10 protein-coding genes are annotated in these 12,617 nt (G+C 65.8%); 4 read left to right on the forward strand and 6 right to left on the reverse strand.

Annotated elements, in window-relative coordinates:
- Nucleotides 1-295 precede the first annotated feature (295 nt).
- Together cra and F3J43_RS05575 are read left to right on the forward strand one after the other, a co-directional pair.
- Nucleotides 296-1,291, forward strand: coding sequence for a catabolite repressor/activator (cra, locus tag F3J43_RS05570; RefSeq protein WP_166883812.1), 996 nt, complete (start codon nucleotides 296-298; stop codon nucleotides 1,289-1,291).
- 2 nt (nucleotides 1,292-1,293) lie between these two features.
- Nucleotides 1,294-2,070: a TatD family hydrolase gene (locus F3J43_RS05575; RefSeq protein ID WP_166883813.1), complete on the forward strand. Its 777-nt coding sequence runs from the start codon at nucleotides 1,294-1,296 to the stop codon at nucleotides 2,068-2,070.
- A gap of 28 nt (nucleotides 2,071-2,098) precedes the next feature.
- On the opposite strand, the gene F3J43_RS05580 is transcribed toward F3J43_RS05575, so the two are convergent.
- From F3J43_RS05580 to F3J43_RS05595, 4 genes are all read right to left on the reverse strand, one after another.
- Nucleotides 2,099-4,111 carry a methyl-accepting chemotaxis protein gene (locus F3J43_RS05580; RefSeq protein ID WP_166883814.1) on the reverse strand — a complete coding sequence of 671 codons (2,013 nt, stop codon included), beginning with the start codon at nucleotides 4,109-4,111 and terminating at the stop codon, nucleotides 2,099-2,101.
- Between the two features lie 160 nt (nucleotides 4,112-4,271).
- Nucleotides 4,272-5,102 carry a regulatory signaling modulator protein AmpE gene (gene ampE, locus F3J43_RS05585; RefSeq protein WP_166883815.1) on the reverse strand — a complete coding sequence of 277 codons (831 nt, stop codon included), beginning with the start codon at nucleotides 5,100-5,102 and terminating at the stop codon, nucleotides 4,272-4,274.
- On the reverse strand, nucleotides 5,099-5,665 hold the full coding sequence (ampD, locus tag F3J43_RS05590) for a 1,6-anhydro-N-acetylmuramyl-L-alanine amidase AmpD (RefSeq protein ID WP_166883816.1): 567 nt from the start codon (nucleotides 5,663-5,665) through the stop codon (nucleotides 5,099-5,101). The genes ampE and ampD overlap by 4 nt, the downstream gene beginning before the upstream one ends.
- 147 nt (nucleotides 5,666-5,812) lie before the next feature.
- Nucleotides 5,813-7,960, reverse strand: coding sequence for a DUF1631 domain-containing protein (locus F3J43_RS05595; protein ID WP_166883817.1), 2,148 nt, complete (start codon nucleotides 7,958-7,960; stop codon nucleotides 5,813-5,815).
- Nucleotides 7,961-8,203: 243 nt separating this feature from the next.
- On the opposite strand from F3J43_RS05595, the gene nadC reads away from it, so the two are divergent.
- Nucleotides 8,204-9,052 carry a carboxylating nicotinate-nucleotide diphosphorylase gene (gene nadC, locus F3J43_RS05600; protein WP_166883818.1) on the forward strand — a complete coding sequence of 283 codons (849 nt, stop codon included), beginning with the start codon at nucleotides 8,204-8,206 and terminating at the stop codon, nucleotides 9,050-9,052.
- 69 nt (nucleotides 9,053-9,121) lie between these two features.
- Here the strand turns inward: nadC and trxB are convergent, their stop codons facing one another.
- Complete coding sequence (gene trxB, locus F3J43_RS05605) at nucleotides 9,122-10,084, reverse strand: thioredoxin-disulfide reductase (protein ID WP_166883819.1); 963 nt, start codon at nucleotides 10,082-10,084, stop codon at nucleotides 9,122-9,124.
- Nucleotides 10,085-10,411: 327 nt separating this feature from the next.
- Here trxB and cysZ point away from each other — a divergent pair, with 327 nt between their 5' ends.
- On the forward strand, nucleotides 10,412-11,140 hold the full coding sequence (cysZ, locus tag F3J43_RS05610) for a sulfate transporter CysZ (RefSeq protein WP_166883820.1): 729 nt from the start codon (nucleotides 10,412-10,414) through the stop codon (nucleotides 11,138-11,140).
- A gap of 67 nt (nucleotides 11,141-11,207) precedes the next feature.
- Here the strand turns inward: cysZ and F3J43_RS23995 are convergent, their stop codons facing one another.
- Nucleotides 11,208-12,524 (reverse strand): methyl-accepting chemotaxis protein, encoded by a 1,317-nt coding sequence (locus F3J43_RS23995; protein WP_166883821.1) that lies wholly within the window; start codon nucleotides 12,522-12,524, stop codon nucleotides 11,208-11,210.
- Nucleotides 12,525-12,617 lie beyond the last annotated feature (93 nt).

The following is a 12,617-nucleotide window of genomic DNA, read 5'->3' on the forward strand; positions in this document are numbered from 1 at the left end:
CCCTCTCCTTTTGCGACGCCCATGCAGGGCGCCGAGGTATTGTTGTGGAATTCATCGGCAAATGTCGTTCAAACGTTGAGCATCACGGGCGATTTCTGGAATGACGGGCAGGAAATCGCCTGCTGCTGAAACGTTTAATCTGACCAAGTGGCCACGTTACTCGATAATCTTCCGACGAAAAAGCCCCATCCTGTCGGACAATTGCGACAATGGTCGTCTGCGCGCGGGCCTGCCGATAGGTGAAACTACCCGGTCAAGCCACGCAGCCAGCCCCGGAAATAACAAGGAAAATTCGGTGAAACTCAGCGATATCGCCCGTCTGGCCGGTGTGTCCGTGACCACCGCCAGCTACGTCATCAATGGCAAGGCCGAACAGCAGCGCATCAGCAGCAGCACCGTCGAGCGCGTGCGCGCGGTGGTCGAGGAGCACGGCTTCACGCCCAACCCCCAGGCTGCCGGCCTGCGCAGCCGCCACACCCGCACACTGGGCTTCATTCTCCCGGATCTGGAGAACCCCAGCTACGCCCGCATCGCCAAGCAGCTGGAACAGGGCGCCCGCGCCCGTGGCTACCAGTTGCTGATCGCCAGCAGCGACGACCAGCCCGACAGCGAACGCCAACTGCAGCAACTGTTCCGCGCCCGTCGCTGCGATGCGCTGTTCGTCGCCAGCTGCCTGCCACCGGAAGACGACAGCTACCGCGTGCTGCAAGCCAAGGGCCTGCCAGTGATAGCCATCGACCGCCGCCTGGACCCGACGCACTTCTGCTCGGTGATCAGCGACGACCGCGACGCCAGTCGCCAGCTCGCCCAGAGCCTGCTCAAGACCCAGCCGCGCAGCATCGCCCTGATCGGCGCGCGCCCCGAACTGTCGGTGAGCCAGGCCCGCCTCGGCGGCTTCGACGAGGCGCTGCAGGCGTTCGGCGGCGACGTGCGCCGCTACCAGGGCGAAGCGTTCAGCCGTGCATGTGGCCAACGCCTGATGCAGCAACTGATCGACGAGCTCGGCGGCCTGCCGGATGCCCTGGTGACGACCTCCTACGTGTTGCTGCAAGGCGTGTTCGACACCCTGCAGACGCGCCCGGAAGATTCGCGCCAACTGCAACTGGGCACCTTCGGCGACAACCAGTTGCTCGACTTCCTGCCGCTGCCGGTCAACGCCATGGCCCAGCAGCACGGCCTGATCGCCGCCACCGCGCTGGAACTGGCCCTGGCCGCGATCGAGGAGAAACGCTACCAACCCGGCGTACACGCCATCGGCCGGACCTTCAAGCAACGGATCGACAAGGCCTGAACATGCGCCTGATCGACACCCACACCCACCTGGACTTCCCCGACTTCGACGCCGACCGCCCGCGCCTGCTGGCCAATGCGGCGGCGCGCGGGGTGGAGCGCATGGTGGTGCTGGGGGTGTACCAGGACAACTTCCAGCGAGTCTGGGACCTGGCCTGTGCCGAGGACCGCGTGTATGCGGCACTGGGGCTGCACCCGATCTACCTCGAGCAGCACCGCCCCGAGCACCTGGTGCAGTTGCGCGACTGGCTCGAGCGCCTGCGTGGTGATCCCCGGCTCTGCGCGGTCGGTGAGTTCGGCCTGGATTTCTATCTGCCGGAGCTCGACCCACAACGCCAGCAGGCACTGTTCGAGGCGCAGCTGCAACTGGCCTGCGACTTCGCGTTGCCGTCGCTGCTGCACGTGCGCCGCAGCCATGCCCAGGTGATCGCCACGCTCAAGCGCTACAAGCCGGCACGTGCAGGGATCATCCATGCCTTTGCCGGCAGCTACGAGGAGGCGCGCGAATACATCAAGCTGGGCTTTCGCCTGGGCCTGGGCGGGGCCGGCACCTGGCCGCAGGCGCTGCGCCTGCGCAAGACCCTGCCGCGCTTGCCGCTGGACAGCGTGGTACTGGAGACCGATGCACCGGACATGGCCCCGGCGATGTTCCCAGGCGAACGCAACAGCCCCGAGCACCTGCCGGACATTGCCCGGGCGCTGGCCGAGGTGATGGGCATCGAACCTGAGCGTCTGGCCGAAACCAGCAGCCGCAACGCCTGCGAAGTGTTTGGCTGGTAGCCCAACGAACGCGCCCCTGTAGCAGCGGCTAGATCCTGAATGCCCCGATCAGCCGCTTGAGCTCCACCACCTGCGCCGACAGCGCACGGCTGGCATCCTCGGTCTGGCAGGCGCCATCGGTGGTGTCCTGCGCTGCCCGGTTGATCGCCACGATGTTCTGGTCGATGTCGTGGGCCACCGCAGTCTGCTGCTCCACGGCCGCGGCGATCTGCTGGTTCTGCTCGACGATTCCGCCCACCGCCCCGAGGATGTTGCCCAGCGCCTGTTGTACCTGGCGTGCCTCGTCGACCGTTCCGGCCGCCATGGCATGGCTGCTGCCCATCACCCTTACCGCCGCGCCAACGCCATCCTGCAGGCGCTGGATCATCTGTGCGATCTCTTCGGTGGAGTCCTGGGTGCGCCGGGCCAGGGTGCGCACCTCGTCGGCGACCACGGCGAAGCCCCTGCCCTGCTCGCCGGCCCGGGCAGCCTCGATGGCGGCGTTGAGCGCCAGCAGGTTGGTCTGCTCGGCAATGCTGCGAATCACTTCCAGCACCCGGCCAATGGCCTGGCTGTCACCAGCCAGCTGGTTCACCGCCGCCACGCTCTGGTCGATCTCGCCGGCCAGGCGGGCGATGCTGCCCTGCTGGCTGTGCACCAGGTCACGTCCCGAGGCGCTCTCGTGGTTGACCTTCTGCGCGCCTTCAGCGGCCAGCGCCGCACTGCGCGCGACCTCCTGCGCGGTAGCGCTCATCTGGTTCATCGCCGTGGCCACCTGCTCGATCTGCTGGCGCTGGCCACTGACCGCCTGGTTGCTGCGGGCAGAAACCGACAGCACCTGGCCGGCCTGCTCCTCGACCGTGGCCACGGTGTGGCCGACCTGCTCGATCAGGCCGCGAATGCGCCGCACGGTTTCGTTGAAGCCGCGCCCCAGCTCGCCCAGTTCGTCCTGGCTGCGGGCCTGGAAGCTGATGGTCATGTCGCCGGCGGCCACCTTGTCCATGGCGCTGCCCAGATTGCCGAGGGTCTCGCGGGTGGAAACATAGAAGCCGCTGTACAGGTAGACGATCAGCACGAACACCGTGGCCAGCGCCGCGACCAGGGCGATCATGCGCAGGCGGTGCTGGCCGAGGCGCTCCTCAAGCTGGCCGTGCAGGTGCGCCAGCACGGCATCGTTGAGCTGGTAGGTGCGGGCCATCAGTTCGCTGGTCTGCTGGTAAAGGCCGGCCCAAGGCGCATCCAACGTTTCGGCCACCACCACCTGGTCCTCGAACAAGGTGGCGGCCTGCTTGACCGTGGCCTGGCTGGCCTGGGCGCTGGCCGCCAGCGCTGCACGCGCCTGGCTGTCGCCTGCCAGGGCTTCGTCAAGGCGCAGCGCGTAGTCGCTCGACAACCGCTCCAGGCGCTGCAACAGGTCTTCGAAACGGGCACTGCCGGCGGAGTCCATGAAGCCGCGACCGAGGGCCACCGCCCCCATCGCCCGGCCCTCACCCAAGGCCTGGGTGACCTGGGCAGTCGTGCTGCCGAGCAGCTCGCCGAGTTGCCGCACCGAAGCCTGGCTGTCCTGGCTGAGCCCGGCCTGGCTGGCGATCAGCTTGCCCAGCACCTGGGCCTGGGCCAGCAGTTTGTCGAACAGGGCCGCCTTGTTCTGCAGCGATGTCTCGCCCCGGGCACGGTCGAAGGCCTCGGCCAGCTCCGCACGCTTGGCCTCCACTACCGGGTCGCCGCCCGCCAGCGCCTGCAGTTGGACCTGGACCTTGTCCTGGAGCGCGCCAATGCGCGCCTCGACATCGCCAGCCTGACCCGACTGGCCCAGCACGGCGTTTATCTGCAGAAGGTTGCCAAGGCTCTCCAGTTCGCCGCGCAGCGCCAGGCTGCCCCCCAGCGGTGCCAGCCCCTGGAGCTCGGCGCGGGTGGCGTGGAACTGGTTGTAGGCATCACGCACCAGGTAAAAGCTGGTGGCCAGCATGGGCAGGAAGAACAGGACGCTGATCAGGCTGAACTTCAGGCCGAAGCTCAGGCGGTTCATCAATGCGATGGCCGGATAGAGCAGACGCTTCACAGGTTACCTCCTTGAATTCTTGTTGTTCTGCGGGGTAGCACTAGGCCATCTCTGGCCCGGGGCTTTGTATAGCGCAGATTGAAATCAAGGTTTGTAACTTATGGTTAAGCGCCCATTCGCCCGCAAGAATGGCCCTGCGGGCGCCGGCGAAGGGCTGCTGTCAACCCAGTACGGTCCACAGGGCGAAGCAGGCGTACCACAGCACCGCGCAACGCAGCAGCAACTCCCACAGGCTGTCCAGGCGCGCCAGCCCGCGGGCGTGGTCCTCCTCCTCGGGTATGTCGTCCGCGACCCGCCCGACTTTCGCCACCAGGTGCGCGGCACTGATACGCCAGTCCAGCAGTTCGTGCAGCACCACCCGCATCACGGCAACGAAATTGCCGACCAGGGCGAAGGTCAGCGCCATCACCCGTACCGGCAACCAGTCCATGGCATGGCGCAACTGCGCGGCCAGCGACTTGAGTCCGGGCTGCTGGCTGTGCTCGCCGCCCAGTGCCAGCAGACGGTAGGCCAGCGCCGCCGCCGGCCCGAGCAGGAAATACCAGAAAATCACCGCGAAAAAGCTTTGGTAGGCCTGCCACAACAGATAGCCCTGGACGCGCTTGATCAACCCTGGCGCATCCTCGGCGGCCAGGCCCAGGTCGCGCTCGGCCACATGCAGGGCGGCCTGGTCGTCGCCGCGCCGCCAGGCATCGCGGAACGAGCCGAGCGAGCCTTTCACATCGCCACGCCCGAGGCTGTAGACCAGCACCAGCAGATGCACCGGCAGCGCCAGCAGGCCGTAGGCCACCGGCTCCAGCACGTGCAGCAACAGGACCAGCAGCAGCACCGGCGCCAAGACCAGGATGGCCAGCGTCCACCAGGGGTGGACCTTGCCACTGCGCTCCAGCCGCACCAGCTCGCCGAGGTAGAAACCATCACGCTGCAACCGCTGACGCAGGGCGGAGAACTTCTCGATCCACAGGGCCAGCACCAACACCAGAAAACTCATGCCATGTCCTCATTACGCAGCAGGGCGGCGCGATAGCGCGGCCAGTCGAATGCCGGGCCCGGATCGGTCTTGCGTTCGGGCGCGATGTCGTTGTGACCGCAGATGCGCGTCCGGTCGATGACCGGCCAGACGCGGCGGATCTCGCGGGTCAGTTGCTCCAGGGTGGCGTACTGGGCGTCGGTGTAGGGCTGCTCGTCGGTGCCCTCCAGCTCGATGCCGATGGAAAAGTCGTTGCAGCCTTCACGATCCTCGAAGCGCGACACCCCGGCATGCCAGGCGCGGTCGAGCAGCGAGACGAACTGGGTGACCTGGCCGTCGCGCTCGACGAACAGGTGCGCCGACACGGTCAGGTGGCTGATGCTGGTGAAGTAGGGATGCTCGTCCGGGTCGAGCCGATTCTGGAAGAACTGCTGGACCTTGCCGGTGCCGAAGCAGGCCGGCGGCAGGCTGATGTTGTGGATGACCAGCAGCGAGATGGCCTCGCCTTCGGGGCGGGCGTTGAAGTTCGGCGAGGGGCAGAGGCTGACGCCGGTGAACCAGCCGGTCGCACGGTCCAATTGCATGGTGCAGATCCTGAGTGACGTCACGGGCAGACGGTCAGTATGCCGCGCCCAGGCGACGCTTGCATGTAAATGATTGTGTAGGAAAAAACCTAGCAGCCAGCAGGAATTGATGGCATTCGAAGCGCTGAAAGGCCCCGTCACGGGCAATCACTGCGCTTGCTGGCCGCGCAACTGCTCCAGCACCGCCTCCAGTGCCCGCTCGAACAGCAGGCCATCGTCCAGCAAGCGCACCTCGCCACGGCGCAGGGCCTGCGCCAGCCCGGCGCGGTTCCATTCGCGCACCTTCATCCCGGTCCGGTTGGCGAAGACCAGGCGATCGCTGCTGTCGATACGCGCCACCAGTTTGCAACGCAGCGGTTCATCGTCGTCCATCACCTCGATCCAGGCACCGATCCGCAGCCGCTGCACCTGGCGCAGGTCCGCCGCCTGGCTGTCGAGGTGCAAGCGCGGCCCACAGGCCGATTCGTCGGCGATGGCCAGGACGATAGCGTGCTCGACCCGCACCTCGGCCAACGCCGGGTCGGCCGTTGCATCTGCGCCGCCACAGGCGCGCAGGTGCAGCTTCTCCAACTGCAGGAAGAAATCGCGGGTGGCCGCCGAATCCAGCGCCACGCTCGCCAGGCCGTCGCGCAGCGCCTTGAGCAGGTCCGGGACCTGCTCCAGCAAGCGGGCAGGTTCACCCTGCGGGGCGATGCTGGCGAGCAGCAGGTCGGCGGTCGCCAGCGCCTCGCGCCAGGCCACGGAGTCCTCACCCTGCTTGAGCCAGGCCAGCAACAGCACCTGGCTCCAGGCCTGCTCGAGCATCTGCACCACCACCTGCGGCAGCACCCGGCCATGCAGACGCAGGTTCAATACCTGCTGCACCTGCTGGCGTGCCTGCAAGGCCCGGGCACGACCTTCCTCGGCGTCACGGGTGCGTTGCTCGAGCAGATCGTTGCGCCGGCGCTCGTCCTGGGCGACAGCCAGGAACTCCTCGAGCAACTCGGCGAACACCGCGCAGTCTTCGGAAAAATCGTTGAGCAGGCGCTGGACGATACGCTCCACCCGCAGGTGCAGGCTGTCGCGCTGGCCATCGCCCTCGGTCTCCCAGCCGATGGCCGCTGCCGCGATCTCGTTGAGCAGGCGCCTGGCCGGGTGACTGGCGCGGCTGAACAGTGCCTTGTCGAGCAGGGCGACCTTGAGCAGCGGAATATGCAGGCGTCCGATCAGTGCACGCAGGCTCGGCGGCAGGTTGTCGTCGGCCTCGATGAAGACGAACAGCAGCCCGACCAGGGTGATCATGTCCTCGTCGTCGGTGCCGATGCGCCGCCGGGTGCCGCTGCGCACGCTGACCCGCAACAGCAACTGCTCGAGCTGCTGGCCGAGGTTGAAGTCGTCCGGCTCGCCAGGGGCAGGCACATAGTGCTGCAAGTGGGTGAGCAGGCGCAGCAGGTCGCCGGTGCTGATCGGCTGGGCACCACCGGCGGCCTGCAGGCGCGGGGCGACTCGGCCACGGGCCGGTGCCAGCAGGCCCTGCAACGAGGCGACGAAGGCCTGCCCGGCACTGTCTGCGCCGGCCTCGCCGACCAGCGCAGGGCTGGCCGGGGCACGCCGGGCGATGTTGCGCCGGTCTTCGGCGCGGCGGCGCGGCGCAGGTTGCAGGTCGGCCAGCACGCCGGCACTGGCCAGCAACTGGTTGGCCTCGCCGTACAACAGGTCGAGGTCGCGCAGCAGGTAGCGCTCGAACAACTTGAGCAGCACCAGCTTGACGCTGGCGCCCACGCCGAGGTTGCGCCCGGCCTCGAGAAAGTAGCCACACAGGGCCGCCGGGCCGAGCGGGTTGCGCTGCTCGTCCAGCGCCTGGTCGAGCAATGCGGCAAAGCGCAGGTTCAGTTGCTGCAGGACGAAACCGTCGCGCGACAGCACCCGGTCGACCATGCCCTGCACCGCCACCGAACGCTCCAGCGGCGAGTGCCCCTGGAGTGCGGACAACGATTCCAGAGTCTCGGCCAGGCCAATACGGGCGAAGGCCTCGTAGAAGGTGTCGAGAAAGCCACGCTCGATGCTCTTGCGCTTGAGGCGCACGTCGCGCATGGCCTCGAAATAAAGGTTCTGGTCGGCACGCCCGGTAGCCTTGTCGGCCATCTCGAACAGGGTGTCGTCGGCATTGTCGAACAGCGCCTGCAAGCCCTGGCGCAATTGCAGCGCGGCTTTGTCGCGCACCTGCAGGAGCAGCACGGGAAGGCACGGCGAGAGCGCACGCGCGCTCCGGTCGATGGCGGCCGCCAAGGGCACCACCTTGCCTTCTTTATGCATCCGGGACTCCTTGCTGGATGTAACGTTGTGCCGACGGGAAGGTACGTCAAAGCTATGACGCCAAATACTGGGCGCCATTATCAGTGAAAACTCCTACAGCTGCCAGCACGCCATGCGTTCGCCTCAACTGACCGTGAAATTCCCCCAATGCTCAGATGGCCTGACCAAAGGTCGTCGCCCCAGCGGCTGTACACGCCGCCCCCCTGCCCTATAATCGCCGGCACCTAGCTTGTGGAGCCGACCATGCCGAACCTACGCCTCGCCGACCTGACCGCCGAAATCGAAGCCAACGTGCGCCGCGCCTTGCTCGAAGACGTCGGCAATGGCGACATCACCGCCCAGCTGATCCCCGCCGAGCGCCTGGCCAAGGCCACCATCATCACCCGTGAGGATTGCGTGATTGCCGGTACCGCCTGGGTCGACGCGGTGTTTCGCCAGCTCGACCCGCGGGTGGCGGTGCACTGGCAGGTAGCCGACGGCGAGCGGGCCATGGCCAACCAGGCACTGTTCCACCTGGAAGGCCCGGCGCGCTCGCTGCTCACGGGCGAGCGCACGGCGCTGAACTTCCTGCAGATGCTCTCGGGCGTGGCCACTCGCGCGCGCTTTCTGGCCGACCTGGTCGAAGGCACCCAGGTGCACCTGCTCGACACCCGCAAGACCCTCCCGGGCCTGCGCCTGGCGCAGAAGTACGCGGTCACCTGCGGCGGTTGCCACAACCACCGCATCGGCCTGTACGACGCCTTCCTGATCAAGGAGAACCACATTGCCGCCAGCGGTGGCGTGGCCCAGGCCGTGGCGGCGGCGCACCGCATCGCCCCGGGCAAGCCGGTGGAAATCGAAGTGGAGAGTCTGGATGAGCTGCGCCAGGCACTGGCGGCCGGCGCCGATATCGTCATGCTCGACGAACTGACCCTGGATGAAATGCGCGAAGCGGTGCGCATCACCGCCGGCAAGGCCAAGCTGGAGGCCAGCGGCGGAGTGAACGAGGCCACCTTGCGGGTGATCGCCGAGACCGGTGTGGACTACATCTCCATCGGCGCGATGACCAAGGATGTGAAGGCGGTGGACCTGTCGATGCGCCTTAGCCTCTGAGATTGGCTCCAGACATGAAAAAACCGGCCAGAAGGGCCGGTTTTTTCATCGCGGGGCAAGCCTGCTGGATCAGTGCGCGGCGTTGGCCAGGCCGTCCAGGTAGCGCTCGACATCCAGGGCAGCCATGCAACCGGCGCCAGCCGAGGTGATGGCCTGGCGGTAGACGTGGTCGGCCACGTCGCCGGCGGCGAACACGCCCTCGACGTTGGTGGCGGTGGCGTTGCCTTCACGGCCGCCGTGCACGACCAGGTAGCCGTCTTTCAAGGTCAGCTGGCCTTCGAACAGCGAGGTGTTCGGGGTGTGACCGATGGCGATGAACACGCCGTCGACCTTGATCTCGTCGCTGCTGCCGTCGTTGTTCTTCAGACGCGCGCCGGTCACGCCCATGTTGTCACCCAGCACTTCGTCCAGGGTGGCGTTGAGCTTGAGCTCGATCTTGCCTTCGGCGACACGGGCGTGCAGCTTGTCGACCAGGATCTTCTCGGCACGGAAGCTGTCACGACGGTGCACCAGGGTCACCTTGCTGGCGATGTTGGCCAGGTACAGCGCCTCTTCCACGGCGGTGTTGCCACCGCCGACCACGGCGACCGGCTTGTTGCGGTAGAAGAAACCGTCGCAGGTCGCGCAGGCCGATACACCCTTGCCCATGAAGGTCTCTTCCGACGGCAGGCCCAGGTAACGGGCGCTGGCACCGGTGGCGACGATCAGTGCGTCGCAGGTGTAGGTGCCGCTGTCGCCCTGCAGGGTGAACGGCTTGTTGGCCAGGTCGACGGCGTTGATGTGGTCGAAGACGATTTCGGTCTCGAAACGCTCGGCGTGTTCCTGCATGCGCTGCATCAGGGCCGGGCCGGTCAGGCCGTGGGGATCGCCCGGCCAGTTGTCGACTTCGGTGGTGGTGGTCAGTTGGCCGCCGGCCTGCATGCCGGTGATCAGCAGCGGCTTGAGGTTGGCGCGGGCGGCATAGACCGCGGCGCTGTAACCGGCAGGGCCGGAACCGAGAATGATGACGCGCGAATGACGTACTTCAGACATGTCGAACTCCTGTCGAGCGGGCCGCACTGAGCCGGCATCAGGGTGCCGGCTGCGCCAGCTGGAATTAAAACGGACCCACGCAGCACTTGGGGAAGGCTACAACGCGTCGGTCCAGAAACGAAAAGATGAGCGCACTGTAGCGAGGCCGCAGAGATTAAGGAAATATCCTTCGACAATCCACCTTATAGGCATTCTCTATGCCGGAAAGAAACCGATAGGCATTGTGCATGCGCTTTGTTACACGCCGTTTCCCGAACACCCGATGCCTTTCGTCGACGCGCCAAACTCGGTAAGGTCAGCGCGTTTTCCTTTTGCGGAGCATCCAAGATGCAAGCCCCCGTCCTTTCCGGCCCACAGTACCTGCGCGAAGGCCTGAAACTGGTCATGAGTCCGAGCCTGCGGCTGTTCGTCGTGCTGCCCCTGGCGGTCAACCTGCTGCTGTTCTGCGGCCTGATCTACTTCGCCGGGCACCAGTTCAGCCTGTGGGTCGATGCGCTGATGCCGACCCTGCCCGAGTGGCTGGGCTTTCTCACCTACATCCTCTGGCCGCTGTTCGTCGCCCTGGTGGCGCTGATGGTGTTCTTCACCTTCACGATGCTGGCCAACGTCATCGCCGCGCCGTTCAACGGGTTTCTCGCCGAAAAAGTCGAAGTGGTGGTGCGCGGTCAGGACACCTTCCCGCCGTTCAGCTGGAGCGAGCTGATGGCCATGGTGCCGCGCACCTTCGGCCGCGAGATGCGCAAGCTGGGGTACTTCCTGCCGCGGGCCATCGGCCTGTTCGTCCTGTCGTTCATACCGGTGGTCAATGTGATCGCCGCGCCACTGTGGCTGGTGTTCGGGATCTGGATGATGGCCATCCAGTACATCGACTACCCGGCGGACAACAACAAGATGAGCTGGCAGGACATGCTCGCCTGGCTGCGTAGCAAGCGCTGGCAGTCGCTGGGCTTTGGCGGCATCACCTACCTGGCACTGATGGTACCGCTGGTGAACGTGCTGATGATGCCGGCGGCGGTGGCCGGCGCTACCTTGTTCTGGGTGCGCGAGCGCAACTGAAGCAAACAGCGCGGGTCAGGTCCACTTCCACCAGGGAGCAGACCTGGCCCGCGCTGCGAACACCGGGTCAGTGGCTCAACTGATTGGAGAACTGCCCCACCGCGTCCACCACCTTCTTCGCCCCTTCCTGGATCTCCACGATCACCCCACCGGTATCGGCGGCCAGGGCCAGCCCTTGCTCGGCCTGGCGCTTGCTGGTGTCGATGATGTCCACCGCCGCCTGGGCCAGTTGCTCGTTCTGCTGCACCACCTTGGCGATTTCCTCGGTGGCGCTGCTGGTGCGCGACGCCAACTGGCGTACTTCGTCGGCGACCACCGCGAAACCACGCCCCTGCTCGCCGGCACGGGCGGCCTCGATGGCGGCGTTGAGCGCCAGCAGGTTGGTCTGTCCGGCAATGTCGCTGATGGTCTTGATGATCGCGCCGATCACCTTGGACTGCTTGTCCAGCGCCTGGATGCCATCGGCGGCATCCTGCATCGAACCTTCCAGGCCACGCATCACCTCGACGGTCTGGGTCACCACGTCGGTGGCCTTGCGCGCACTGCTGTCGGTCTCCAGCGAGGTGGTGTAGGCGATGTCCGCGGCTTGGGACACGGCCAGTTCCTGGTTGACCTGGTCGGTGATCACCGTGGCGAACTTGACCACTTTGTAGAGCACGTCGTGGGCATCGATGATCGGGTTGTACGAGGCTTCCAGCCATACCACGCGACCATGGGCGTCAATGCGCTTGAAGCGCTCGGCGACGTATTCGCCACGGCGCAGCTTGTCCCAGAACGCCTGGTAGCCCGCCGAGTTGGCCTCCTCCGGCTCACAGAAGATACGGTGCGACTTGCCCCGCACCTGATCGAGGGTGTAGCCCATGGTCTGCAGGAAACGGTCGTTGGCGGTCAGTACCTGGCCGTCGAGGTTGAACTCGATCACCGCGGTGGAACGCATCAGCGCCTTGATCAGGCTTTCATGCTCGCGAGAGGTTTCAATGGTGCGGGTCAGGTCGCTGGAGTGCAGCGAGAAGTACTTGATCCGCCCCTCGCTGTTCTTCACTGGCTGCAGGATCGAACGCAGCCAGGCCTCCTCGCCATTGCCACGCAGCAGACGGAAAGCGCCATTGAGGTGTTCACCCCGAGTGATGGCGTTCTTCATGCGCTGGTAGAAGTCGAGCTTCTTCACGTGCGGCGGAACGATCTCCTCGATGTTGCGCCCGATCAGTTGCTCGGCGCGGTAGAGCATCTCGTTCTCGAAGTTGCCGTTGACCGACTCGATACGCCCCTGGGGGTCGAGCTGGAGCACCAGCATCTCGCTGTCGAGGCTGTTCTTCACCTGCTCGATGGACATCAACTCTTCGCGCAGTTGCTGGATTTCTTTCTTCAGTTTGCTGTTGAACATGGCCGCTCTCCGGAGCGATTTCCTTAAGTCGAATGCCTTGTCATCGGCTGCGCGGTCGGGGTTCTTGAGCGCAATACAAGGAAATATTCATCC

It is taken from the genome of Pantoea sp. Cy-639 (assembly GCF_011752525.1).
GTDB lineage: Bacteria > Pseudomonadota > Gammaproteobacteria > Pseudomonadales > Pseudomonadaceae > Aquipseudomonas.